Annotated in this window: 17 protein-coding genes; 3 read left to right on the forward strand and 14 right to left on the reverse strand. The window is 74.9% G+C overall.

Annotated elements, in window-relative coordinates; all coding sequences use genetic code 11:
- Positions 1-128: 128 nt before the first annotated feature.
- The 4 genes from ACFVGY_RS09885 to ACFVGY_RS09900 form a co-directional block, all read right to left on the reverse strand.
- Positions 129-458, reverse strand: coding sequence for a hypothetical protein (locus tag ACFVGY_RS09885; protein WP_385673677.1), 330 nt, complete (start codon positions 456-458; stop codon positions 129-131).
- Positions 455-826, reverse strand: coding sequence for a WhiB family transcriptional regulator (locus ACFVGY_RS09890; protein ID WP_179176816.1), 372 nt, complete (start codon positions 824-826; stop codon positions 455-457). The genes ACFVGY_RS09885 and ACFVGY_RS09890 overlap by 4 nt, the downstream gene beginning before the upstream one ends.
- A 184-nt stretch (positions 827-1,010) precedes the next feature.
- Positions 1,011-1,349 carry a hypothetical protein gene (locus tag ACFVGY_RS09895; RefSeq protein ID WP_385673680.1) on the reverse strand — a complete coding sequence of 113 codons (339 nt, stop codon included), beginning with the start codon at positions 1,347-1,349 and terminating at the stop codon, positions 1,011-1,013.
- Positions 1,350-1,516: 167 nt separating this feature from the next.
- Complete coding sequence (locus ACFVGY_RS09900; protein WP_385673683.1) at positions 1,517-3,718, reverse strand: ATP-dependent DNA helicase UvrD2; 2,202 nt, start codon at positions 3,716-3,718, stop codon at positions 1,517-1,519.
- A 171-nt stretch (positions 3,719-3,889) separates the two neighbouring features.
- Here ACFVGY_RS09900 and ACFVGY_RS09905 point away from each other — a divergent pair, with 171 nt between their 5' ends.
- Complete coding sequence (locus ACFVGY_RS09905) at positions 3,890-4,150, forward strand: glutaredoxin domain-containing protein (RefSeq protein ID WP_385673686.1); 261 nt, start codon at positions 3,890-3,892, stop codon at positions 4,148-4,150.
- A gap of 117 nt (positions 4,151-4,267) precedes the next feature.
- Here ACFVGY_RS09905 and nudC read toward each other — a convergent pair whose 3' ends face one another.
- From nudC to ACFVGY_RS09930, 5 genes are all read right to left on the reverse strand, one after another.
- Positions 4,268-5,197 carry an NAD(+) diphosphatase gene (nudC, locus tag ACFVGY_RS09910; RefSeq protein WP_385673689.1) on the reverse strand — a complete coding sequence of 310 codons (930 nt, stop codon included), beginning with the start codon at positions 5,195-5,197 and terminating at the stop codon, positions 4,268-4,270.
- A 115-nt stretch (positions 5,198-5,312) separates the two neighbouring features.
- Complete coding sequence (locus ACFVGY_RS09915) at positions 5,313-6,725, reverse strand: dipeptidase (RefSeq protein ID WP_385673692.1); 1,413 nt, start codon at positions 6,723-6,725, stop codon at positions 5,313-5,315.
- A gap of 10 nt (positions 6,726-6,735) precedes the next feature.
- Positions 6,736-10,503 (reverse strand): UvrD-helicase domain-containing protein, encoded by a 3,768-nt coding sequence (locus tag ACFVGY_RS09920; RefSeq protein ID WP_385673695.1) that lies wholly within the window; start codon positions 10,501-10,503, stop codon positions 6,736-6,738.
- 71 nt (positions 10,504-10,574) lie between these two features.
- Positions 10,575-14,096, reverse strand: a complete 3,522-nt coding sequence (locus tag ACFVGY_RS09925; RefSeq protein WP_385673996.1) for an ATP-dependent helicase — start codon at positions 14,094-14,096, stop codon at positions 10,575-10,577.
- 249 nt (positions 14,097-14,345) lie between these two features.
- Complete coding sequence (locus tag ACFVGY_RS09930) at positions 14,346-14,702, reverse strand: MGMT family protein (protein ID WP_385673698.1); 357 nt, start codon at positions 14,700-14,702, stop codon at positions 14,346-14,348.
- A gap of 110 nt (positions 14,703-14,812) precedes the next feature.
- On the opposite strand from ACFVGY_RS09930, the gene ACFVGY_RS09935 reads away from it, so the two are divergent.
- Both ACFVGY_RS09935 and ACFVGY_RS09940 read left to right on the forward strand, forming a co-directional pair.
- Complete coding sequence (locus ACFVGY_RS09935; protein WP_385673701.1) at positions 14,813-17,704, forward strand: flippase-like domain-containing protein; 2,892 nt, start codon at positions 14,813-14,815, stop codon at positions 17,702-17,704.
- Positions 17,705-17,815: 111 nt separating this feature from the next.
- Positions 17,816-19,417 carry an alpha/beta hydrolase gene (locus tag ACFVGY_RS09940; RefSeq protein ID WP_385673703.1) on the forward strand — a complete coding sequence of 534 codons (1,602 nt, stop codon included), beginning with the start codon at positions 17,816-17,818 and terminating at the stop codon, positions 19,415-19,417.
- A gap of 81 nt (positions 19,418-19,498) precedes the next feature.
- On the opposite strand, the gene moeZ is transcribed toward ACFVGY_RS09940, so the two are convergent.
- The 5 genes from moeZ to ACFVGY_RS09965 form a co-directional block, all read right to left on the reverse strand.
- Complete coding sequence (moeZ, locus tag ACFVGY_RS09945) at positions 19,499-20,677, reverse strand: adenylyltransferase/sulfurtransferase MoeZ (RefSeq protein ID WP_385673706.1); 1,179 nt, start codon at positions 20,675-20,677, stop codon at positions 19,499-19,501.
- A 62-nt stretch (positions 20,678-20,739) separates the two neighbouring features.
- Positions 20,740-21,495: a spherulation-specific family 4 protein gene (locus tag ACFVGY_RS09950; RefSeq protein WP_385673709.1), complete on the reverse strand. Its 756-nt coding sequence runs from the start codon at positions 21,493-21,495 to the stop codon at positions 20,740-20,742.
- Positions 21,483-22,562, reverse strand: a complete 1,080-nt coding sequence (locus tag ACFVGY_RS09955) for an NAD-dependent epimerase/dehydratase family protein (RefSeq protein WP_385673711.1) — start codon at positions 22,560-22,562, stop codon at positions 21,483-21,485. Before ACFVGY_RS09955 ends, ACFVGY_RS09950 begins: the two co-directional genes overlap by 13 nt.
- Positions 22,563-22,745: 183 nt before the next feature.
- The gene (locus ACFVGY_RS09960; RefSeq protein WP_385673714.1) at positions 22,746-23,669 is read right to left on the reverse strand and encodes a hypothetical protein; all 924 of its coding nucleotides are present in this window, start codon (positions 23,667-23,669) and stop codon (positions 22,746-22,748) included.
- Entirely contained in the window at positions 23,666-25,273 is a 1,608-nt protein-coding gene (locus ACFVGY_RS09965) for a DUF3492 domain-containing protein (protein WP_385673717.1), read from the reverse strand. The genes ACFVGY_RS09960 and ACFVGY_RS09965 overlap by 4 nt, the downstream gene beginning before the upstream one ends.
- Positions 25,274-25,464: the final 191 nt, after the last annotated feature.

The raw sequence follows: 25,464 nt of genomic DNA on the forward strand, positions 1-25,464 counted from the left end.
GGCCCCCCACCCTCCTACACCCCCGCGGGGCGGGCCGCGGCCCCCACCCCCGGGGGGCCGCGGCCGGCGCGCCCGGGCCCCCGGGGGGGGGGGGGGCGCCGCGGGGGGGCGGGGCGGGCGGGCTGGTCTCAGTGCATGACGGCCATGGCCAGTGCACGGCGGGCGCGCATGGAGACGCGCTCGGCTCGCCGCTGCATGCGGCGGGCGGCGACCAGGCGCAGGGCGCGACGCTCGGCGTCGGCCTCACGCATGCGCTCGTCCATATGCGCACGGGCCAGGGCTTCTGGGATGAGTTGCATTTCGCGGGTCCTGTTCTGACGCGAGGTGATCGCGCCGGTGGTGATGAAGTCTGCGGTGGCGGAGCCGTGCGGCTTCTCGCTCGTCGTGTGGGTGGTCATGGGGGCCTGCTTCAGGGGGTCGTGCGTCAGGGGGCGGTCGATGGTTCCGATGGCGTTCATGCCGAGGCAACCGGGTTCTTGCGCGGGCGGCCACGGGGACGCTTGCGGGCCACGACCACACCCTGGACGAAGAGCTCGCCGCCCCAGACGCCCCAGGGCTCGCGGCGCTCGAGCGCACCGGCGAGGCAGGCCTCGACCAGCGGGCAGGTCCGGCAGAGGGACTTGGCGTACTCGACGTCGGCCGGGGACTCGGCGAAGAAGACCTCGGGGTCGTAGGTACGGCAGGCGACCGGTACGCCGAGGTTCTCGATGGCGTCGTCGAGCGCGGTGAGCGCGGTGAGGGGAGTCAAGGTGGAGTCCTCCGGGACTGCGGGCGGGGAGATCGTCTGGGTCTGCGGTACGGACGGGGCGTGCTCTTCGAGTTGCACGGTGTGTTCTTCCTCGTCTTGTTCGGCTAGTCGTTCCGGCCCGGTTCGGCCGGGGGCGGCTGGTACCTGGTCTTGCCAGTCCCGAGGCTCCTTCTCGCCGTCGTCCCCGTTCGGGGACAAACAGAAGGGCCGCGGATCCCGGGTGGGGTTCCGCGGCCCTGAAGGCGCCGGCCTGATCGCTGGATCAGGCTGGATCACTCCAGGGTTCGAGCCCACGGAAGGCCCACATCAGGTGGTGCTGCTGCTTCGTCTGCTTCGTCTTGGATCCGGCACCGGCCGCGAAGGCGAAGCCATAGGCGTGGGCCTGGGCTTCTGCCGGCACTGCCACCGGTGCCTGGGTCGGTCGCTCATTCCGCTCGCTCGCGACCAGCGCGACGGGCGCGGCGGCCAGCAGGACGCGGCTGTCGGCGGAAATCGCGGACAGACCGGTGCCCATGAGCGGGAGAAGCGAGGAGGAGCCGAGCGTGCAGGAAGCGGCGACCGAGCGACCGGTCATTTTGGTGGTGGTGATGGTGCTGGTCACTGGTCTCGCCTCCTCTCGGCGTCTCGGGGACGGGCCCGGGGGCCTGTCCCATGCGTATTCGGATAAGTACAGCACGGATCGGAAGCTTCGTCAGAAGCCACCGTTTCCGTTGCTAAGAACCTATGGGGATCGACTGGGCATGTGCAAACTATTTTTCCGACGAGTTTCTACGCGTCGACCCCGGGCCCAGCGTCAGGCCCCTGACCTGCGCAGATGGCCAGGACCTCGGCTCCGTACCGATCGAGCTTCCGGGCGGGCACGCCGGGGATGGACGTGAGCTCGCCCGGCTCCGCGGGCGCGGCCTCGGCGATCGCCATCAGCGTCTTGTCCGTGAAGACGCAGTACGCGGGCACCCGCTGCTCCCGGGCCTGTGTCGCACGCCACTCCCACAGCCGCTCGTAGAGGCCCTCGTCCATGCCGGACGGACAGTCCTCGCAGCGCATCAGCTTCAGCTCGCCGGCCGCGGTCAGCGTTCTGCCGCAGACCCGGCACCGGGCGGGGCCGCGCGGGGTGCGGCGGCGGGTCTCCCGCTCGGCCACCTCCCGCTCGGCCGGGGAGCCGACCCACGCCGCAAGGGCCCCTGAGCCCGGCCTGAGCCCGTTCAGGAAGCGGCTGGGCTCACGGGAGGCACGGCCGCCCGGAGAGCGCGAGAGGGCCCAGGAGAGGGTCAGGTGGTGCCGTGCGCGGGTGACGCCGACGTAGAGGAGCCGTCGCTCCTCCTCGATCTGTTCGTCGGTCTTGGCGTACGTGATCGGGAGCATGCCGTCGGTGAGGCCGACCAGGAAGACGGCGTCCCACTCCAGTCCCTTCGCCGCGTGCAGCGAGGCGAGGGTGACGCCCTGGACGGTCGGCGCGTGCTGGGCGGCCCGGCGCTCCTCCAGCTCGACCGCCAGGTCGGCGAGGGTGGCCCCGCCGCGGGCCCGGGCGAAGTCCTCGGCGAGCCGGACCAGCGCGGCCAGCGATTCCCACTGCTCGCGCGCGGCGCCGGAGCCGGCGGGCGGCTCGGCGGTCCAGCCGGTGGCGCTGAGCACGGCGCGGACCTGGGCGCCGAGCCCGATGACGTCGTCGAGCAGCGGGTCGTTGCCGGCGGAGCGGGCGGCGCCGCGCAGGGCGAGGAGCGCCCTTTGCACCTCGGCCCGCTCGAAGAACCGCTCGGCGCCGCGCAGCTGGTACGGGACGCCGGCGTCGGCGAGGGCCTGCTCGTAGACCTCGGACTGGGCGTTGATGCGGAACAACACGGCGATCTCGCCGGCCGGGACGCCCGCGGCGATCAGCTTCCGGATCCGGGCGGCGACGCCCTCGGCCTCGGCGGGCTCGTCGGCGTACGCGGCGTAGACCGGGTCGGGGCCGGGCTCGCGCTGGGAGACCAGTGCCAGGCGGTGGGCGGCGGCCCGGCCGCCGGCCTGGGCGAGGAGCCCGTTGGCGAGGTGGACCACCTGCGGGGTGGAGCGGTAGTCACGGACCAGCTTGACGACGGTGGCGTGCGGGTAGCGGATGCGGAAGTCCAGCAGGTGGTCCGGGGTGGCCCCGGTGAACGAGTAGATCGTCTGGCTGGCGTCGCCCACGACGCAGAGGCTGTCGCGGTCGCCGAGCCACAGCTCCAGCAGCCGCTGCTGGAGCGGGCTGACGTCCTGGTACTCGTCCACGACGAAGTGCTGGTACTGGGCGCGGATCTGCGCGGCGATGTCGTGGCGGTCCTGGAGGATGCCGACGGTGAGCAGCAGCACGTCCTCGAAGTCGATCATGCCGCGGTCACGCTTGAGCTGCTCGTACGCCCCGTACAGGTGGGCGATCTCGGCCCTGTCGCGGGGGGCGTCGCGGCCCGCCTTGAGGGCGGCCGCCGGATAGTCGGCGGGGACGGTCTGGGTGACCTTCGCCCATTCGATCTCGCCCGTGACGTCGCGCAGCTCGCTGCGGTCGAGGCGGAGGCCGCAGCGGGTGCCCGCGTCGGCGACCAGCTGGACCTTGCGCTCGACGAGCCGGGGCAACGCGCCGCCGACGGCCTTGGGCCAGAAGTACTGGAGCTGGCGCAGGGCGGCGGAGTGGAAGGTGCGGGCCTGGACCCCGCCCGCGCCCAGGGCGCGCAGCCGGCCGCGCATCTCGCCGGCGGCACGGTTGGTGAAGGTGACGGCCAGCACGCTGGCGGGCATGAGCTGCCCGGACCGGACGCCGTAGGCGATGCGGTGGGTGATCGCCCGGGTCTTGCCGGTTCCGGCTCCGGCCAGCACGCACACCGGTCCGCGCAGGGTCGTGGCGACCTCGCGCTGTTCCGGGTCCAGGCCCAGGAGCACCGCGTCGGCCGAGCCGGCCGGGTCGGCCGGGTCGGCTGCGCCGGCGGGGAAGGGCGGGAAGGGCGTTGCTGCTGTCACCCCGCCATGCTGCCAGGTCCGGACCTGCGGGCGGGAGCTCCGTCCACAGGCCGGTGGCCGCGGTCACACTGGTCGTACTTGACGCATGCGTCGTGCGACGGGTGCGGGAATGGCCGCGGGGTCCCGTACGTTCGAGTACTCCGGACCACCCACCCCACGAAGGAGCGCAGCATGCAGGACACGGGTTCCGTCACGATGTACAGCACGACCTGGTGCGGCTACTGCCGCCGGCTGAAGACCCAGCTGGACCGGGAAGGCATCGCGTACAACGAGATCAACATCGAGCTGGACCCGCAGTCCGCGGCGTTCGTCGAGAAGGCGAACGGCGGGAACCAGACCGTCCCGACCGTGCTGGTGGTGTCCCCCTCGGGCGCCGAGTCGGTCATGACGAACCCGAGCCTGGCCCAGGTGCAGCAGGCCCTCGCCGTCTGAGCCGGATCCGCGAGCCGGGCCGGCGCGCCGGGCGTGCGCGCGGAAGGGCCCCCGCCGAGGCGGGGGCCCTTCGCTCGTCCTGCCCCGGGTCCCGCGCCGGCGCCCGGCGCCCGCGGGCTATCCGACCGGGCGCGGCAGGGGCTCGCCGTACCAGCGCTCGACCAGCCGGGCCGCGATGGAGATCCCCGACGGGGGCAGCACCTCGCCGGTCTCGAAGGCGCTGCGCAGCTCCTCGCGGGAGAACCAGCGGGCCTCCTGGATCTCCTCGCCGTCGACGTTGATCTCGTAGGAGTCGGCCCGGGCCGTGAAGCCGAGCATCAGGCTGTACGGGAACGGCCAGGGCTGGCTGGCGACGTACTCGACCTCGCCGACGCGGACGCCCGCCTCCTCCCAGACCTCGCGGACCACCGCCTGCTCGATGGACTCGCCCGGCTCCACGAACCCGGCCAGCGTCGAGAAGCGGCCCTCCGGCCAGTGCACCTGGCGGCCGAGCAGCGCCCGGTCCTGGTCGTCGGTGACCAGCATGATCACTGCGGGGTCGGTGCGCGGGTAGTGCTCGGCGCCGCAGCCCGGGCAGCGGCGGATGTGGCCGGCCGCCGCGACGACGGTGCGCTCGCCGCAGCGGGAGCAGAAGCGGTGCATCCGCTGCCAGTTCTCCAGGGCCACCGCGTGCACCATCAGCCCGGCGTCGCGCGGGGACAGCAGCATCCCGGCCTCGCGCAGGCCGGCCGGGCGGGCCGACTGGTCCATGCGGCCCGGCAGGGCGTCCTTCTGCAGCGCGAAGTACCGTACGCCGTCCTCGTCGGTGCCGAGGAAGTAGCGGTGGGTCTCGGTGAGCGGGGCCTCGAAGGCCGGGGTCATCACGATCCCGGTGCCGCCGTCGGGGGTGTCGTCGATCAGGACCTGGCCGCCGGAGACCACGAAGACACGGGTCGTGGGGTGGCTCCAGGCGGCGGCGAGCCAGGCCTCGTCGAGGCGGTGGTGCGCGGCGCGGTCGATTCCGCTGGGCGCGGCCAGCGAGATCGGGTGCTCGGTATACGTGCTCACAGGTACTTTCCAACTCCCCCGGTGGCGTGAACGGGCAGGCTCGGTGACTCGTGACTCGTGGTGCGTGCGTGCGTGATGTGGGGTGCGGGGCGTAGCGCGGGGTGCGCTGCGGCGGTCAGACCGCGGGCGCGGGCTTCCAGTGGGCCGCCAGGTCGCCCCAGAGGTGGGCGGCCGTCTCGACGCCCTTGAGGAGCAGGTCCAGCTCGACCTTCTCGTTCGGGGCGTGCCAGCCGTCCGACGGCACCGAGATGCCGAGGAACAGCACGGGCGCGCCCAGCACGTCCTGGAGGTCGGCCGCCGGCCCCGACCCGCCCTCGCGGGTGAAGCGGACCTTCTGCCCGAAGGCGCGGCCCATGGCCCGTACGACGGACTGCAGCGCCGGGTGGTCCAGCGGGGTCAGGCACGGGCGGGTCGGGGCTCCGAAGACGATGGAGTGGCGGATCCCGTCCGGGACGCGGGCCGCGACCCAGTCCCGGACGGCGGCCTCGACCTCGTACGGGTCCTGCCCGGACACCAGGCGGAACGACAGCTTCAGCTGGGCTGAGGCGGGCACGATGGTCTTGCCGCCGGGGCCCTGGTAGCCGCCGCCGATGCCGTTGACCTCAGCGGTGGGGCGGGCCCAGACGCGCTCCAGGGTGGAGTAGCCCTTCTCGCCGGCCGTGGCGTGGGACTTGGCGTTGCGCAGCCACTCGTCCTCGTCGAACGGCAGCTCGGCGATCAGCGCCCGCTCCTCGTCCGTCAGTTCGGCGATGTTGTCGTAGAACCCGGGGATGGTGACCCGCTCGTCGGCGTCGTGCAGCGCCGCGACCAGGCGGGCGGCGACGGTGGCCGGATTGGGCACGGCCCCGCCGAACGCGCCGGAGTGGATGTCCTGGTCGGGTCCGTGCAGGTCGATCTCGCAGTCGGCGACGCCGCGCATGCCGGTGCACACGGTCGGGGTGGTCTCGGACCACATGCCGGTGTCGGAGACGATCACCACGTCGGCGGCGAGGCGGTGCGCCTCCCGCTCGACCAGGGCCCGGAAGTGCGGGGATCCGGACTCCTCCTCGCCCTCGACCAGCAGCTTGAGGTGCACGGCGGGGGCGTCGGCGCCGGTCGCGGCCAGGTGGGCCCGGACGCCGAGGGTGTGGAAGAACACCTGGCCCTTGTCGTCGGCGGCGCCGCGCCCGTACATCCGGCCGTCCTTGACGACCGGCTCGAACGGCTCGGTGTGCCAGCCGTCGGCGAGGGCGGCGGGCTGCACGTCGTGGTGCCCGTAGACGAGGACGGTCGGGGCCCCGGGGTCGTCGGCGGGCCACTCGGCGAACACGGCGGGCGCGCCGTCCGTCTCCCAGACCTCGGCGACCGGGAAGCCGGTCTTGGCGAGCTGTGCGGCGAGCCACTCGGCGCTGCGTCGTACGTCACCCGCGTGCTCGGGCTGGGCCGACACGGAGGGGATGCGGAGCCACTCGGCGAGGTCGTCGAGGAAGGCGGCGCGGTGCGTGTCGATGTACGTGCGGACGACGTTGTCCGCCGGGGTTTCGCTCATGTCCACGAGCCTATCTGGCTGCCCGACGGCCACCGGCCGTGCCCGATGCGCCTTGGAGGATCCGCTCAATGGTGGCCCGGCCGGGGAGGCGGGGCGGGCGGATGACGCGGCCGCTGCGGACGTGGAGGAAGGCCGCTCCGACCCGGCGGAGGGGGGTGCCGGTGGTCTCCGCCCAGGCGAGGCGGTAGATCGCGAGCTGGAGGGGGTCGGCCTCGGTGCCGCGGCTGGTCTTCCAGTCGACGATCTCGTACGCGTACTTGCTGCCCCGGGGGTTGCGGTACACCGCGTCGATCCGGCCGCGGATGACGCGGCCGGCCAGGGTCACCTGGACCGGGGCCTCCAGGCGGTACGGGGTGCGCTCGGCGTACTCGCTGCGCTCGAAGGACTCCTTGAGCGAGGCGAGGTCGGCCTCGTCCGCGACCTCCTGGTCGGAGCCGGGCAGGCCGCCCGCCTCCGGGTCGAGGACGTCGAGGAAGGGGAGGGGGAGCTCGTCGAAGCGGGACTCCACCCAGGCGTGGAAGCGGGTGCCGCGGCGGGCCGCCGGCTGGGGCGGGCGGGGCATCGGGCGGGCCAGGTCGCGGGCGAAGGCCTGCTCGTCCGCGGCCAGGCGGAGCAGCTGGCTCGCGGAGAGCGCGGACGGCAGCTCGACGTCGCGGACGGCTTCGCGGGTGCGGCGGAGCTCGCCCTCCAGGGCGTCGAGGTCCCGGTCCCAGGAGGCGATGGCCCGCGCCTCCTCGGGGCTGAGGCCTCCCGGTCCGCCGCCGGGTCCGGCGGGTCCGCCGGGTCCCGCGGAGCCGTCCCGGGCCGCCTCGTCGCCGGGCAGCCACAGGTCGTCGACAGGGCCGTCCCAGGCCGCCGCCGCTCCCCCGTCACCCGGCGGGGTGGGTGCGGGCAGCGCAGGGCCGGGGCGCAGGCCGCCGGGGGCGGGTCCGTCCCCCACCCCGTCCCTTCCCGAAACCGGGGCTCCGCCCCGGACCCCGCCCCCGGCCGCCGGGCCGTGGGCCTGCTGCGCGGCAGCCGGGTCCGCTTCGGCCACCGGGTCGCCCGGCAGCCACAAGGCGTCGCCCCCGCCCGGCGCGACCGGGGCGTCAGCACGCCCTGCGGGCATGGCGGAATCCTCGTCCGGCCAGGGCGGGGCGGGCTCCTCGTCGAAGGACGGGTCTTCGCAGTCCGGGGGCCAGAGGTAGTCGTCCGGGGCCGTCGGGGCGGGCTCCGGGCGGGGGGCTGCCAGGTGGGACTCCACCAGGGCGGCCGCCGCGCGGCGGAGGGCCAGTGACGCGGGGTCCAGGGGCAGCGGCCAGGAGTGCTCCGGGCCGGACTCGGCGGCCAGGGCCGGGTTCTCCTCGTCCTCGTCCGGCTCCGGGGCCCAGGCCTCGATCTCGCCGTGGCCCGCCGCGCAGTGCTCGTACAGCGCCTGGAGGAACGGCGACGGCCCCCGCCGCTTCTTCTGCGTCGGGCCCCACCAGTGGGCGGAGGCCAGGAGCAGCGAGCGCGGGCGGGTGAACGTCACGTAGCCGAGGCGGAGCTCCTCCACCTCCTTGTGCTCCTTCAGGGCCGCCTTGAAGGACTTCATGCCCGCCGAGGTCCACTCGGGATCGGCCGGCAGGGTGGGCGCGTCGCCGCGCAGCGCGTACGGCAGGACCTTCGCGTACGAGGTCCAGGCCTCCGGCGGCTTCTGCTTCGGGAACGAGCCCGCGCACAGGTCGGGGACGACGACGACGTCCCATTCCAGGCCCTTGGACTTGTGGGCGGTGAGCACCTTGACCGTGTTCTCGCCGCCCGGCAGCGCGTGGTCGAGGCCCTTCTCGTACTGGACGGCCGTGCGCAGGAAGGCCAGGAAGGCGAGCAGGGACGCTTCGCCGTCGAGGGAGGCGAAGCCGGCCGCCACGTCGAGGAACGACGACAGGGTCTCGCGGCGGCGCGCGGCCAGGGCGTGCGGGGACGCCGAAAGCTCCACGTCGAGGCCCGTCGCGGCCAGGACCCGGTGCAGGACGTCCATCAGCGGGTCGGCGAGGGAGCGCCGCAGGTCGCGCAGCTCCTGGGCGAGGTGGGCGAAACGGATCCGGGCGGCCGCCGAGAACGGCAGGTCGTCCACGGGGGCGGCGGAGCCGGACCCTTCGCCGCCCGCGCCGTCGAGGAAGGTCTCCAGGGCGTCCGCCAGGGAGACGATCTCGGCCGGGTCGACCCCCTCCACGGCGGCCGCCAGCCGCCCCTCCGGGTCCGTCCCGCCCTGCGCGCGCGCCACCAGCTGCCGTGCGCGCCGCCCCAGCAGGGCCAGGTCGCGGGCGCCGATGCGCCAGCGCGGCCCGATCAGGAGGCGGACGAGGGAGGCGTTGGCGCCCGGGTCCTGGAGCACCTCGCACACCGCGATCAGGTCGGCGACCTCGGGCAGGTGCAGCAGCCCGGAGAGGCCGACCACCTCGACCGGTACGTCGCGGGCCACCAGCGCCGCCTGGATCTGTGCGAAGTCCGCCGCGCCCCGGCACAGCACGGCGATCTGCCGGGGCTCGGTCCCGGTCCGGACCAGGTGCGCGACCGAGTCGCCGAGCCAGTCCAGCTCCTCGGCGTGCGTGGGCAGCAGCGCGCAGCGGACGGAGCCCGCCTGCTCCTCCCCCGGTGCGGGGCGCAGCGCCTCGACGCCCTCGTGCATGGCGCGCAGCGGGGCCGCCAGGCCGTTGGCCAGGTCGAGGAGGCGGCCGCCGCTGCGCCGGTTCTCGCTGAGGGAGAACCGGGTGGCGGGGCTGCCGTCGGCGTACGGGAAGTGCTCGGGGAAGTCGTCCAGGTTGGCCACGGACGCGCCGCGCCAGCCGTAGATCGCCTGGCAGGGGTCGCCAACGGCGGTCACGGCGTGCCCGGTGCCGCCGCCGAACAGCCCGGACAGCAGCAGCCGCTGGGCGACGGAGGTGTCCTGGTACTCGTCGAGGAGGACCACGCGGAACTCCTCGCGCAGCAGCGCCCCCACCTCGGGCCGGGTGGTGGCGAGCTCCGCGCACAGGGCTATCTGGTCGCTGAAGTCGAGCAGGTCGCGGGAGCGCTTGGCGGTGCGGTAGCGCTCGGTCAGCTCCAGCAGCTCCAGGCGGCCGCGGACCGCCTCGGGGATCTTGCGGAGCTCCTCGTTGCCGAGGCGGGTGCCGGCGAGTTCGTCGAGCAGCGCGGTGTCGTACGCGCGCAGCCGCCCGGGGGTCACCAGGTGCTCGGACAGTTCCGCGTCGAGCGCGAGCAGGTCGCTGACCAGGTCGGGGAAGGACTTGGTGAGCGCGGGGTACGGGCCGGGGGCCTCGCGCAGCACACGAGCGGCGAGCTGGAAGCGGGTGGCGTCGGCGAGCAGCCGGGCGCTGGGCTCCAGGCCGATGCGCAGGCCGTGGTCCTTCAGGAGCTGCCCGGCGAACGCGTGGTAGGTGGAGATGCGGGGCTCGCCGCCGGCCGCGGCATCGGCGTCCGCGCCGTGGGCGGTACCGGCGGTACCGGCGGGGGACGGGTCCGGGTCGGTGATGCCGGCCTGTGCCAGGGCCGTCCGTACGCGCTCGGCGAGCTCGCCGGCGGCCTTGTTGGTGAAGGTCAGGCCGAGGACCTGGGAGGGCGCGACCGTTCCGGTGCCGACCAGCCACACCACCCGGGCGGCCATGACCGTGGTCTTGCCGGACCCGGCACCGGCCACGATGACCTGCGGGGCGGGCGGGGCCGTGATGCAGTCCAGCTGTTCGGGGGTGAACGGGATGCCGAGGAGCTCCTTGAGCTGCTCGGGGTCGGTCAGGTGGGGAGACGGGCGCGCGGACACCCGGAAAGGCTAGCCGTCCGGGCCGACATCCCCCGCGATCCGTCTCACACACCGGGCGGCTGCGACGCGGGTCACTCCACGGTCTGGCGGCCCTCCGGGCGGGCGCTGCACGAGCTGCGGAAGGAGCAGTGGCCGCAGTGCCGGCCGGGCGCGGGGACGAACCGCTCGTCGAGGACCCGGCCGGCGGCGGTCGCCAGCAGGTCTCCGACCCACTCGCCGGAGGATCCCGGCGACAGCGCCTCCTGCCCCTGGACCTTCGGGACGGTCGCGCCGCCGTCGCGCACGGCCGCGCCCTGGCGCAGGTGGACCAGCTCGGCGCCGCCCGGTGCGGGCCGGGTGCCGTCGAAGACCTCGTCGACCGCGCCCTCGCGGACGGCGAGCTGGTACACGGCGAGCTGCGGGTGCCGGGCGACCTCGTCCTTGGTGGGCGCGGACTTGCCGGTCTTGAAGTCGACGACGTACGCCCGCCCCTGCGGGTCCGCCTCGACCCGGTCCATGGAGCCCCGGATCCGGACGGCGTACTCGCCCGCTTCGAGCGTGACGTCGAAGTCGTGCTCCGTGGCGACCGCCGCCCTGCCCCCGCGGTCGGTGGTGTGCCAGCGCAGGAAGCGTTCCAGGGCCGCGCGGGCCGTGTCCTTCTCCTGGCGGGACTTCCAGGGCGCGTCGAAGGCGAGGGCGTCCCACACCGAATCCAGGCGCTCCATGAGGACGGCGAGGTCGGCGGGGGTGCGGCCGGAGGCGACCTCGTCGGCGAGGACGTGGACGACGTTGCCGAAGCCCTGGGCGGCGGTGGCCGGGGCGTCGGCCTTGACCTCGCGGCCCAGGAACCACTGGAGGGAGCAAGTGTTGGCGAGCTGGTCCAGGGCGCTGCCGGAGAGGGCGACGGGCCGGTTGCGGTCGCGGAGCGGAATGCTGCTGCGGGTGGGCTCGTACAGGCCCCACCAGCGCTGCGGGTGCGCGGCGGGGACCAGCGGCCGGTCGTCCTCGTCGGTGAGCGCGGCGAGGCGGGCGAGACGGCGGGCGGCGGCGTCGCGGAGCGCGGGTGAGGCCTCGGGGTCGACCGTGGTGGCGCGCAGCTCGGCGACGAGGGCGGGGACGGACAGCGGGCGGCGCGGGCGGCCGGAGACGTCCTTGGGAGCGACCCCCAGCTCGGTGAGGAAGCGGGAGGGCTGGTCACCGTCCTCGGCCGGGGCCTTGACGGCGGTGACGACGAGCCGCTCGCGGGCCCGGGTGGCGGCGACGTAGAACAGCCGGCGCTCCTCGGCGAGGAGGGAGCCGGGGCTGAGCGGTTCGGCGAGCCCGTCGCGGCCGATCCGGTCGGCCTCCAGGAGGGAGCCGCGGCGCCGGAGGTCGGGCCAGAGGCCCTCCTGCACGCCGGCGACGACGACGAGCTGCCACTCCAGGCCCTTGGAGCGGTGTGCCGTCATGAGCCGGACGGCCTCGCGGCGGGTGGCGCGGCGGGTCAGGGTGTCGGCGGCGATGTCCTCGGCCTCGAGCTGTTCGAGGAAGTTCAGGGCGCCGCGGCCGCCGGTGCGGTCCTCGGCGCGGGCGGCGGTGTCGAAGAGGGCGCAGACGGCGTCGAGGTCCCGGTCGGCGTTGCGGCCGGCCGGGCCGCCGCGGCGGGCGTTGCGTTCCAGCCGCTGGGGCCAGGGGGTGCCGTCCCAGAGGGTCCACAGGGCCTCTTCGGCGGTGCCGCCGCCCTGGAGCAGTTCGCGGGTCTTGCGCAGGAGCAGGCCGAGGCGCTGCGCGCCCCGGGCGTACGCCGGATCGTGTGCGACGAGGCGCTCCGGCTCGGCGAGGGCGCGGGCGAGCAGCACGTCGGAGGGTGCGGGCACCACGACCCCGGCGGCCCGCTCCTCGTCGCGCAGGGCGCGCCCGAGCCGCCGCAGGTCGGCGGCGTCCATCCCGCCGAGCGGGGAGGCGAGCAACGCGAGCGCCGCCTCGACCCCGACCCACCCGACGTCGACCCCGCCCCCGGCGACGTCTGCGACTCCGGCGACTCCGGCGGCTCCGGCGGCTTCGACCGCCTCGGCCGGCGCGGCAGGCGCGGCAGGCGCGGCAGGCGCGGCAGGGTCTGCGTCTGCATCTGCGTCTGCCGGCGCGGACGCCTGCGCCGTCTCGGTCACCTCGGCGGGCGGTCCGGCGGGCTCGGAGGCGTCGGAGGCCTCCCCCGCCTCGGAGGCCTCCCCGGGCTCGGAGGCCTCCCCGGGCTCGGAGGCCGGCTGGGTGGCGGGGGCGTGCTGCGGGGACGGGGTGGCCAGGGCGGCGGCGCGCAGGGCCGTCAGGAGGGGGGAGACCGCGGGCTCGTGGCGGAGCGGGATATCCGCGCCGTCCGTCTCGGCCGGGACCCCCGCCGCGATCAGGGCCCGCCGCATCGCCGGCAGGGTGCGGCCGCCGGCCCGGACGAGGACGGCCATGTCCTGCCAGGGCACGCCGTCCTCCAGGTGGGCGCGGCGCAGGATGTCGGCGATGTTGTCCAGCTCGGCGCCGGCCGTCGGGAACGTGTACACCTCGACCCGGCCGCCCTCCCGCGTCGGCGTGAGCCCGCGGTGCGCCCGGACCGCGTCCGCGGGCAGCCGCGGCACCGGCATGCGCGTGGTCAGCAGGCGGGTGGCGGCCAGCAGGTTCGCGGCGGAGCGGCGGCCGACGGTCAGGGCGCGGACGGCGGCGCCGGGGAAGGCGCCCTGGAAGTCGAGCGTGTTGTTGATGTCCGCGCCGCGGAAGGCGTAGATCGACTGGTCCGGGTCGCCGAACGCGACCAGGGTGCCGCCGGGCCCGGCCAGGGCCTGGAGCAGGCGCAGCTGCGAGGCGTCCGTGTCCTGGAACTCGTCCACGTAGATCACGTCGTACGCGGCGGACAGCGCGGGCGTCCGCTCGGCGAGCAGGACGGCGCGGTGGAGGAGTTCGGCGTAGTCCAGCGTGCCCTGCATGTCCAGGACGTCCAGGTACTCGGAGAGGAAGGCGGCCGCGGCCTTCCAGTCGGGGCGCCCCTGCCGGGAGGCGAAGGCGTCCAGTGCGCCCGGGCCCAGGCCCAGCTCGCGGGCGCGGGCGAGGACCGCGCGGACCTCGTCGGCGAAGCCGCGCGTGGTGAGCGCGGCCCGCAGGTCGTCGGGCCAGCGGATGGACCGGATCTCGCGCTGGCCCTCCAGCAGGGTGCGGACCATGACGTCCTGCTCGGGGCCGGACAGCAGCCGCAGCGGGTCGGCGAACAGGTCGGTGTCCTGGTGGGCGCGGACCAGCCCGTAGCAGAAGGAGTGGAAGGTGGTCGCCTGCGGGGCGCGGGCGCCGCCGAGCCGCAGGGCGGCCCGGTCGCGGAGTTCCACGGCCGCCTTGCGGCTGAAGGTCAGGATCAGGATGCGGGCGGGGTCCGCCCCCGCCTCGACGCGGGCCGCGGCGGCCTCGACGAGGGTGGTGGTCTTGCCGGTGCCGGGCCCGGCGAGGACGAGCAGCGGCCCGGCGGTGTGATCAACCACCGCCTGCTGTGCTGCGTCCAGCACAGGGGACTCCACCCGCCGCGGCCCGCCGCGCACGAGGCGGTACGCATCCGGGGTCCGCGTACGCCGCCGCTCGGAGCGGTCGGGGAAAGAGGTGATCACGTGGGGTGCCGGTCCTGGTGGGTCTGCTGCGGTTGCTGCCTCGGCGCATGCCGAAGAGGCAACGCTACGGCAAGCGGGACGCCCCGCGCAGTTCGCCGAGGTCGGGCGCGGATGGCCGTCTCAGGTGCCGGACAGGACCCCGCCGGGGGCCTCCGGCGGGGCCGCGGGCGGGCGGGCGCGGGTCCCCCGTACGGTCCTTCGCGTGGACGCTGCACTCCCCTCCGGGGCATCCTGTGGACGAAGCTGTCAGATGTGACCCTCGTCCCGTTCGTCGCCCGCGCCGCTCCCGTCCCAGCGGGCCCGCCGCATGTCCAGGCGCGCCTCACCGCCGGCCGTCAGCCGCAGCGGGGTGGACTCGGCCCGGTAGTGCCCCAGGGCCCGGTGCTCGCTGCCGGGCAGGGGGCGCCCGTCCGCCCGTACGACGCGCCACCAGGGCACGGCACCCCCGTACAGGGCCATCACGCGGCCGACTTGGCGCGGCCCGCCCTCGCCGAGCCACTCGGCGACGTCCCCGTACGTCATCACCCGGCCGGGCGGAATCCGCTCGGCCACGTCCAGCACGCGCTCCGCGTACGCGGGCAGCTCCTCGCTCATTCCGCCCATGGTGCCGCACCTCGCGGACGCTTCCGCGGAGTGTTTCCTTCCGTACCGGCGCGCACCCTGCTGCCCCCCGCGCCCGCCGGTCCGTGCCACCATCTTCCGGGCGGTGACTGGTGATACGTGATCAAGAAGAGACGGATGTGACGACGAAGGAGCAGGGTGTGAGCCCTCCGGACGGCGCGACCGAGGACGACGGATCGCGCCCAGAGCCGCGCCCGCATCCGGAGCCGGATCCGGAGCCGCGACCGGAGCCGAGCCCGCGCCCCGGCGAGCCTTCCGGGCGCTCCGGGGCCCCCGGCCCCACTGGCCCCACCCAACCCGCCGGCCCCACCGGCCCCGCCGGCCCCGCCGCACCCACTGGCCCCACTGCCCCCACCGGTCCCACTGCCCCCACCGGTCCCGCAAGCCACGCCGAGCAGGGCGAGGTCGAGGTCGTGGAGGTCGACGAGCCGCTGCTCGCCGCCCGTGTGCACCGGCCCTCCGACCTGGTCCGCCTCCTCGTCGGCGTCCTCGGCATCGCCGTCGTGCTCGCCATCGCCGCCTTCGCCCACGGCACCACCGCCGGCCTCGAGGCCGACATCAGCCAGGGCACCGGCGCCGCCCCCGACCTGCTGATCCAGGTCGCCGGCCTGGTGTCGAGCATCGCCGTCCTGCTCGTGCCCGTCGCCTTCGCCATCGAGCGGCTGATCAAACGCGACGGGCTGCGCATCGCCGACGGCGTGCTCGCCGCCGTCCTCGCCCACGGGATGACCCTGGCCACCGACCTGTGGGTCTCCCAGGGCGCCCCCGCCTCCATCCAGGACGCCCTGACCCGGGCCACCGCGGCCGGCGGGGCCCTCACCGACCCGGTGCACGGCTACCTCGCGCCCGTGATCGCGTACATGACCGCGGTCGGGATGACGCGCCGGCCGCGCTGGCGGGTCGCCCTGTGGGTGGTGCTGCTGCTCGACGCGTTCGCCATGCTCGTGAGCGGTTACACCACCCCGTTCTCGATCATCCTGACCGTGCTGATCGGCTGGAGCGTCGCGTACGGGACGCTGTACGCCGTCGGCTCGCCGAACGTCCGCCCGACCGGGCAGCACCTCCTCGCCGGCCTGCGCCACGTCGGCTTCCAGCCGGTCAGCGCGGCGCGCGCGGAGATCGCCGACGGCGCCGACGCATCCGAGGCGAGCGACCGCGGCCGCCGCTACCACGTGACCCTGGAGGACGGCCCGCCCCTCGACGTCACCGTCGTCGACCGCGAGCAGCAGGCGCACGGGTTCTTCTACCGGGTGTGGCGCCGGATGACCCTGCGCGGCATCACCACCCGGCGGAGCCTGCAGTCGCTGCGCCAGTCACTGGAGCAGGAGGCGCTGCTCGCCTACGCGGCCATCGCCGCCGGGGCCAACGCGCCGAAGCTGATCGCCACCTCCGAACTCGGGCCGGACGCCGTCATGCTCGTGTACGAGCACCTGGACGGGCGGCCCCTGGACTCCCTCCCCGACGCGGAGATCACCGACCGCCTCGCCCACAACGCGTGGGAGCAGGTGCGGGCCCTGCAGTCGCGGCGGATCGCACACCGCCGGCTCACGGGCGACGCACTGCTGGTGGATCGTTCCGGCAACGTGGTCCTCACGGACCTGCGCGGCGGCGAGATCGCGGCCGGCGAGCTGGTCCTGCGGATGGACATCGCGCAGCTGCTGACCACCCTCGGCCTGCGGGTCGGCGCGGAGCGGGCGGTGGCCTCGGCGGTGTCGGTGCTCGGTCCGGACGCGGTGGCGGACTGCCTGCCGCTGCTCCAGCCGATCGCGCTGAGCCGGTCCACCCGGGCGACCCTGCGCCGGCTGGCCCGGGAGCGCGCCGACCGGCAGCGGGAGGCCGTGCTGGAGTCCTCGCGGGCGGCGAAGGCCGCACGGGAGGCGGCGGGGACGAAGGACGGGGCGGTCTCGGCCGCGGACCGCGCCGCGGACCGCAAGGCGGAGAAGAGGGCGCTCGACGACGCCCTGGAAGGGGCCCGCGAGGAGGACCTGCTGAGCCAGATCCGCCGGCAGGTGCTGCTGATCCGGCCGCAGGCCCCGGTGGAGCCGGCCCGGTTGGAGCGGATCCGGCCGCGCACGCTGGTGTCGTTCATCGCGGGCGCCTTCGGCGCGTACTTCCTGCTCACGCAGCTGGCCCACGTGGACTTCGCGACGATCGTCGGCCAGGCGGAGTGGGGCTGGGTGGGGGCGGCGCTGGCCTTCTCGGCCCTGTCGTACGTCGCCGCGGCGATGAGCCTGCTGGGCTTCGTGCCGGAGCGGGTGCCGTTCCTGCGGACGGTGGTCGCGCAGGTCGCCGGCTCCTTCGTGAAGCTGGTCGCCCCGGCCGCGGTGGGCGGTGTCGCGCTCAACGCGCGGTTCCTGCAGCGGGCGGGGGTCCGGCCCGGGCTGGCCGTGGCCAGCGTGGGCGCCTCGCAGTTGTTCGGGCTCGCCTGCCACGTCCTGCTGCTGCTGGCCTTCGGCTACCTGACGGGCACCGAGAAGACCCCGGAGATGACCCCGTCCCGGACGGTCATCGCCGGTCTGCTGACGGTGGCCGTGCTGGTCCTCGTCGTCACGGCGGTGCCGCTGCTGCGCAAGTTCGTGGTGACCCGGGTGCGGGCGCTGTTCGCCGGTGTGGTGCCGCGCATGCTGGACGTGCTCCAGCGGCCGCAGAAGCTGCTGACGGGAATCGGCGGGATGGTGCTGCTGACCGGCTGCTTCGTGATGTGCCTGGACGCGTCGGTCCGTGCCTTCGGGGGTGGCGAGACCCTCAGCTACGCGAGCATCGCGGTGGTCTTCCTGGCCGGCAACGCGCTCGGGTCGGCGGCGCCGACGCCGGGCGGCATCGGCGCGGTGGAGACCACGCTGACGCTGGGCCTGATCGCCGCCGGCCTGGACAAGGAGGTCGCCATCTCGGCGGTCCTGCTGTTCCGCCTGATGACGTTCTGGCTGCCCGTCCTCCCCGGTTGGGTGTCCTTCAACTACCTGACCCGCAAGGAAGCCATCTAGCCGGCCCTGCCGCCCGGCCGCCCGCAGCCCCGCAGCCCCGCCGCCCGGCCGCCGCCGCCCGAACGGGTGCGTGCGCGGGCGGGGTGCGGGGCGCGGTCGCAGGATGGGGGTATGTCGACGAACGTGCTGCGCCTTGCCGGTGCCGTTGCCCTCGCCGGGGCACTGGTGGCGGCCAGTGCGTGTTCCGGCGGGGAGGAACGGACGACGCCCCGGGCCGGGGGGACCGAGGGGGCCGCGCCGCTCCAGTGGGGCGAGTGCCCCGCGCCCAATGCCGCGCAGGGCGGCGGGGCGGCACCGCCCAAGGGCTGGGAGTGCGCCACGCTGCACGTGCCGCTCGACTACGCGAAGCCGGAGGGCGAGACGATTCCGATCGCGCTGATCCGGGCCAAGGCCCTGGACAAGGACAAGCGGATCGGGTCGCTCGTGTTCAACTTCGGTGGGCCCGGCGGCTCCGGGATCAGTACGCTGCCCGGCGTCGCCAAGGACTACGGGGCCCTGCGGGAGCGGTACGACCTGGTGAGCTTCGACCCGCGCGGGGTGGGGCGGAGCGTGCCCGTGCTGTGCGAGACCGACCCGCAGCTCGACCGGTACTACGCGCAGGACTCCACCCCCGACACGCCACAGGAGGAGAAGTCCTTCACGGATATGGCCCGGCGCTACCAGGCGGCCTGCAAGGCGCGCTCCGGGAAGGTGCTGCCGTACGTCGGCACCGAGAACGCGGCCCGCGACCTCGACCGGATCCGCCAGGCCCTCGGCGACGAGAAATTGAACTACTTCGGGATCTCCTACGGCACCGAGCTCGGCGGGGTCTACGCCCACCTCTTCCCGAAGAACGTCGGGCGGGCCGTCTTCGACGCGGTCGTGGACCCGACCAAGACCTCCGAGGGAGGCGCGCTCGGCCAGGCGAAGGGCTTCCAGCTGGCCCTCGGCAACTTCGCGCAGGACTGCGTGGACCGTGGCGACGCGTGCCGGCTCCAGGGCAGCACCGCCAAGGAGATCGAGGACAACATCGTCCGGCTGCAGAAGAGCCTCGCCGACAAGCCGATCCCCGGTATCGGCGGCCGGATGCTCACCGACTCCGCCGCGACCAACGGGATCGCGCAGGCCCTCTACTCCCAGGAGCTGTGGCCGCTGCTGGAGCAGGGGATCGACGAGGCCGAGGGCGGGCAGGGGCAGTTGCTGATGCTCTTGTCCGACACGCTCAACGGCCGGGACCGCAACGGCCGCTACAGCAACATCGCCGCCGCCAACACGGCGATCAACTGCGCCGACTTCAAGGACCGGTACGACCTCGCCCGGACCAAGGCCAAACTGCCGGAGTTCCGGGCGGCCTCCCCCGTCTTCGGGGAGTTCCTCGGCTGGGCCATGATGAGCTGCACCGGCTGGCCGGTGGCGGGCGCGTGGGAGACCCCGGACGTGTCGGCGCCCGGCGCGGCCCCGATCGTGGTGATCGGCAACACCGGTGACCCGGCGACCCCGTACGAAGGGGCTCGCAAGATGGTCGAACGGCTCGGCCCCGGCGTCGGCGTGGAGCTCACGTACGAGGGGCAGGGGCACGGGGCGTACAACAGCGGCGACCCGTGCGTGCAGCAGGCGGTGAACTCCTACCTGTTGGACGGGAAGGTGCCGCCCGCCGGCACGGTGTGCACGGCCGTCGCCCCCACCCCCACTCCCACGGCCTCCCCCGGCCCCGTCGCCGCGGCCGCCGGCTGAGCGGCGGGCGGACGGCGAAGGGCCCTGCCGCGCTCGTGCGCGGCAGGGCCCTTCGGGCAGTACCGGGGTACTACGGGAGTCCTAGTAGACCGGCTTCTGCGGCTCGACCTGGTGGACCCAGCCGATGACGCCGCCGCCGACGTGGACCGCGTCGGCGAAGCCCGCGGACTTCAGGACCGCGAGGACTTCCGCACTGCGGACACCCGTCTTGCAGTGCAAGACGATGCGCTTGTCCTGCGGCAGGTCCTGGAGCGCGGAGCCCATGAGGAACTCGCCCTTGGGGATCAGCTTCGCGCCGGGGATCGAGACGATCTCGTACTCGTTCTTCTCGCGGACGTCGATGATCTCGATGCTCTCGCCGCCGTCGATCCACTCCTTCAGCTGCGTGGGAGTGATCGTCGAACCGGCCGCGGCCTCCTGGGCCTCCTCCGACACGACGCCGCAGAAGGCCTCGTAGTCGATGAGCTCCTTGACGGTGGCGTTCGGGCCGCAGACCGCGCAGTCGGGGTCCTTGCGGACCTTGACCTGGCGGTACTGCATCTCCAGGGCGTCGTAGATCATCAGGCGGCCGACCAGCGGCTCGCCGACGCCCGCGAGGAGCTTGATGGCCTCGGTGACCTGGATGGACCCGATGGACGCGCACAGCACGCCCAGGACGCCGCCCTCGGCGCAGCTCGGGACCATGCCCGGCGGCGGGGGCTCCGGGTAGAGGCAGCGGTAGCAGGGGCCGTGCTCGGACCAGAAGACCGAGGCCTGGCCGTCGAAGCGGTAGATGGAGCCCCACACGTACGGCTTGTTCAGCAACACGCAGGCGTCGTTGACGAGGTAGCGGGTGGCGAAGTTGTCCGTGCCGTCGACGATCAGGTCGTACTGGCCGAAGATGTCCATCACGTTGTCGGCTTCGAGCCGCTCCTCGTGGAGGACCACGTTCACGTACGGGTTGATGCCCAGCACCGTGTCGCGCGCGGACTCGGCCTTGGAGCGGCCGATGTCCGACTGGCTGTGGATGATCTGGCGCTGCAGGTTCGACTCGTCGACCTCGTCGAACTCGACGATGCCCAGGGTGCCGACGCCGGCCGCGGCGAGGTACATCAGGGCGGGCGAGCCCAGGCCGCCCGCTCCGACGGCGAGCACCTTGGCGTTCTTCAGGCGCTTCTGGCCGTCCATCCCGACGTCGGGGATGATCAGGTGGCGGGAGTACCGACGGACCTCGTCAACGGTGAGCTCAGCAGCTGGCTCGACCAGGGGTGGCAGCGACACGGGGACTCCGTAGATGGGTAAGTCGAACGGTGGTTCTTCCCGTAACACTGCCACGCCCTTCTTCATTCCGAGACACCTGGTCCGATCCTTGAGACAATTTCGTCCCAGTACGCGGGCATCGCCGCCCAGGGGTCGGGGTCCCCTCCACGGCTGCCGCGCCGGTCGGTGAACCAGATGGTGCCGGCTCCCTGCCAGCGGGCGATCCGCAGCGCTTCCTCCAGGTGGGTGCGCGGCACGCCGTGGACGAGGTGGCAGAACAGCTCCGGCGGGTGGTCGGCGGTCCACTCGGCCACCTGCGACCAGCGGTAGTCGGTCCACGCCCCGGAGAAGGTGACGAGCTGGTCGGCGGCCTCCGCGTAGCCCTCGTACGGGTGGGTGCCGTGCCCCAGGACGATCCGCAGGCCCCGGCCGAGCCCGCGCAGGGCGTCGGTGACGCGGCGCACCGCGGCCAGTTCGGCCGGGCCGGCGGGGGTCCGGTCCAGGTAGAAGCCGTCCACCCGGTACCAGTCGACGAACCGGTGCGCGTCGGAGACGAGTTCGCCGAACGACCGGGACCCGTCCAGCATCGCGAGGTGCCCGAGCACGGTGCCGCCGGCCTCCCGGAGCCGGCCGGCGGCCTCCGTGCAGTGCGGGTCGGGCCGGGTGCCGGGCCCGTCCGTGACGTTGAGCACGGCCCAGTGCAGCGGAGTGCCGGGGCGGGTCAGCTCGGCCCATTCGACGGGGGCGAGCAGCGGGTGCGCGTAGCCGGGGATGCCGAGGCCGAGGCGGCCGGCCCCGGTGGCGGCGGGCGCCGCGGCCTGCGTGGTCAGATGCGGCACGCCGCCTCCATCCAGATGTCCGCGAGGGACTCCTCCAGGTTGATCCGGGGCCGCCAGCCGAGGCGGTCGCGGGCGGTGCGGACGTCGGCCTGCTGCCAGGCGCCGCAGCCGTCGGGGTAGGGGTACGCGGCCGGGGGCGGGGCGGCGGCGGCCAGCTGCTCGGCGGTGGCCTCGGATCGGGGGGCGCCGATGGCGGACAGGCCGCCGGCCCGGGCGCCCGGGTGCCCGTGGGAGCCGTGGAGCCCGTGGGGGCCGTGGAGCCCGTGGGCCCCGGGGTGAGACTGCTGCGGTCCGGCGTGCGGTCCGCCGTGGGGTACGTCGAGCTCGTGCAGGGCTCCTCCGTATCCGGCGACCCGGGCCAGGACGGCGGCCGCGTCGCGCAGGCGGACCGCGCGGCCGGTGCCGATGTTGACGACACCCTGGGCGGCGGAGAGCGAGGCGGCGTGCACGGCCCGCGCCACGTCCCGTACGTCCACGAAGTCGCGTTGGACGCCGAGCCCGCTGAGCTTGAGCTCTCCGTCGCCGGACTGCATGGCGCGCCGCATGGCCTCGGCGAGCCTGCCGAGCGGGGAGCCGGCCGGGGTGCCGGGCCCGACGGGTGAGAAGACCCGCAGGACGACGGCGTCGAGCCCGGAGCCGAGGACCAGCTCGGTGGCGGCGAGCTTGCTGACGCCGTACGGCCCGCCGGGTCTGGGCACGGCGTCCTCGGCGGTGGACGATCCGGGCTGGCTGGGCCCGTATTCGGAGGCGCAGCCGAGCTGGACGAGGCGGGCCCCGCAGCCGCTGCGGCGCAGGGACTCGCAGATGGTGGCGACGGCGACGGTGTTGTGCCGGGTGAGCTCGCGGGCCCCGCCGCGGGTGGCCCCCGCGCAGTTGATGACGACGCCGGGGTGGACGGCGTCGAGGAACCGGGTGAGGGCGCCGGGGCTGCCGGTGGCGAGGTCGAAGCGGACGTCGGCGTCGTCGCCGCGGCCGAGCGCGGTGAGCTGGACGGCGGGGTCGGCGAGCAGCCGGTCGGCGACGTAGCGGCCGAGGTATCCGTTGGCTCCGATCAGCAGCACCCTCATCGCGCGGTCCCTCGGTCGGTGGGCTGGCCGGTCATGCGGTGTCTCCTTGGTCGGTGGGCTGGGGGAAGGGTGGGTACGGTGCTCCGGCGTCGGCCGCTGGAGCGGCGGGCCGGGCGTGCGGCGTCGGGCGGGGGGGCGTCGGCGTGGGACGGGGGGCGTCGGGGAGCGGAGGGGGTGCGCCGCTTAGGGCCGGGCGTGCGCGGAGGCGCGGGCCAGCACGGGGACGGCGAGGACGAGGAGTCCTGCCGCGGCGGCGGACACCGCGGCCGCGGCCGGTACCAGGGCGAGAGCGAGGGCGGCGGCGACGGGCCCGCGGGGGGCGCCGTGGCCGAGCAGCAGCCGGGTGAGGAAGAAGAGCAGGGCGAACGGGAGGGCGAGCGTCACGGCGGCTCCGGCGAGGAGGGCCGCGCCGGCGGCGGCCAGGGTGAAGCCCGCGACGGTGCCGAGCAGCAGCGGCCGGGCCCCGTCGGCGAAGTCCTCCAGGGCACGGCTGGCGGCGAGCCGGTGCCGGGCCCGGGTGGTGTACAGGGCGGCGGCGAGGTGGCCGGGGACCGCGGCGAGGGCGAGGGCGATGCCGAGGGGGGTTCCGTGGCGGTGGACGGCCCAGCCGGCGGCGGCCGCGGCGAGCAGCAGGACGGCCCGGGCGGCCCAGGGGGTGCGGCCGGCCCGGCGGGCGCGGCCCGCGGCGGCCCGCCCTGGGGGTCCCGGCAGGACGAGGACGGTGGCCGCGGCGAGGGCAACGGCGGCTCCCGCGTACGGCACCGCGGCGGCGGCCGCCGTGCAGGCGAGGGCGCCGGGCAGCAGGGCGAGCCCGAAGCGGCGCAGTGCGCGGGCGTCGGCGGGGGCGGCGGTGGGGGGTGCGGGCGGCTCTTCCCCGCGCGGGGTGCGGGCGTAGAGCTCCTCGGCGAGGGAGAACACGTCGCGGTGTCGGAACCGGGCGGCGGTCCGGTCGGTGATGCCCCGTGCTTCGAGCCCGGCGGCGATCTCCAGTGGGTCCACCGCCCGCTCGCACAGCGCCCGGTGCCGGTGCAGCAGGATCTTGACGGGGTCGCCGGCGGCGCGGCGGCGGGGGGCCGCGGCGAGGGGGGCGGCTTCGTCGAGGTTCATACCGCGGCCTCCGGGTTCGGGGCCCACGCGGGGCTCGTCCAGTGGCCCGGGACCCGGGCCTCGGGGGGTTGTTCGAAGGGGACGGTGCCGTCGGCCCGGCCGGGTCCGCGGGCCAGCAGCCACAGGTAGGCCTCGCGGAAGGCGGCCACGTTCTGCTCGACGGTGAACAGTTCCAGGGCCCGGGCACGGGCGGCGGCGCCGAGCCGCCGGGCCCGTTCGGGGTCGTTCAGCAGGGACAGGCAGGCGTCGGCGAGGGCCCGCGGGTTGCGCGGCGGGACGACGAGTCCGGTGCCGCCGATGACCTCGCAGACGGCCCCGACGTCCGTGGACACGGTGGCCCGGCCGCAGAGCATCGCTTCGGCCAGGGTGATCGGGAAGCCCTCGATCACGGAGGACAGCACGGCCACCCGCCCGCATCCCCAGGCGTCGGCCGGCGTGGGGGCGTCGGGGCCGCCCAGCTCCTCGAAGGTGACCGGGTTCTCCCCCGCGGTGACCGCGTCGGCGGCCTCGTCGGGGAAGAGCTGCGCGGCGAGGGAGCGGCAGTCGGCGAGGTAGCCGGGGACGGCGGCGGTGGCGAAGATCCGCAGCCGGGTGTCCGGGGCGGCCTTGCGGATCTCGGCGAAGGCGTGCAGCAGGGCGATCAGGTCCTTGGCGGGCTCGACCCGGCCGACCCACACCAGCGTGCCGGGGTCCCCGCGGTCCGGGTCCTCCCCGACCGTGGCGAATCGGTCCGCCTCCATCCCCGGGTACACCGTCCGCATCCGGTCCCGGGTGGCCCCGCACCGCTCCTGCCAGCGCCGGGCGTGCGCGTTGCCGGCGACGATCAGGTCGGCGCGGGCGTAGATCTCGCAGGCGAGGCGTCCGTGGAAGGCCGCGAGCAGGGCCCGGACGGCGAGCCGGGGCCCCCCGGCCGGACCGTCCGGCCCGGGGTCGGCGGCCGCGGACCGCTCCAGGTAGTGCGCCCGCAGCCGGACCCCGTACTCGGTGACCAGCAGCGGCACCCCGAAGAAGCGTTTGGCCAGCAGCCCGGGGAGGGCCGCCACCCCTCCCGCGGCGGCGTGGCAGACGTCCACCTCGCGCAGGTCCTCGTACCAGTCGAGGGACAGCGGTCGTAGCAGCTGCTCCAGGGCGTCGACGAACTCCAGCAGGTCCGCGACCTGTGCGCGCTGCACGGAGCGGCGCGCGCCGGGGGCCCGACAGGCGGCCTCCACGGCGCGCACCGCCGTCTCGGAGCGCAGGGCGGCGTACAGGCCGCCCTGCTCGCGGGCGAGTTCGGCGAGTCCGTACAGGCCGGCCGCGAAGGGCTCGGCCTCGTCGGCGCAGACTCCCCGGACCAGGTCCTTGAAGCAGTCGGCGAACCGCCTGCGTTCACGCCGGGAGTAGGTGCGCCCGTCGTCCGCGGGGGCCCACAGCGGGGCGGTCCAGACCCGGGTGACGTGCTCGGGGAGCACGACCCGGCCGCGTTCCTCCTGTTCGGCGCTGCGGCTCAGCGCGTAGAGCTCGAACTCGTGCTGCGGCAGCCCGCGCACGAGGCGCTCGCACCACAGCCTCGCCTCTCCCGTCGCATACGGATAACCACCTTCCGTGAGCAGTCCGATCCGCACGAGTGGCACCCCCGATCTCCCGTTTCCGGCGGCCTCCGTCGGTCCGGTGACCCGCCGCGGAGAACTCAAGCGGATATGCCGGTGGGGGGGGGTGGGGGGGGTGGGTGGGGCGGCCGAGGGGCGGGAGGATTTAGCTGTATTAGTGAGGCCGTTGGTGTGGCGCGGGTGAGGGAGCGGAGACAGTGACTCGC

It is taken from the genome of Streptomyces sp. NPDC127106 (assembly GCF_042677605.1).
In the GTDB taxonomy this organism is placed as follows: domain Bacteria; phylum Actinomycetota; class Actinomycetes; order Streptomycetales; family Streptomycetaceae; genus Streptomyces.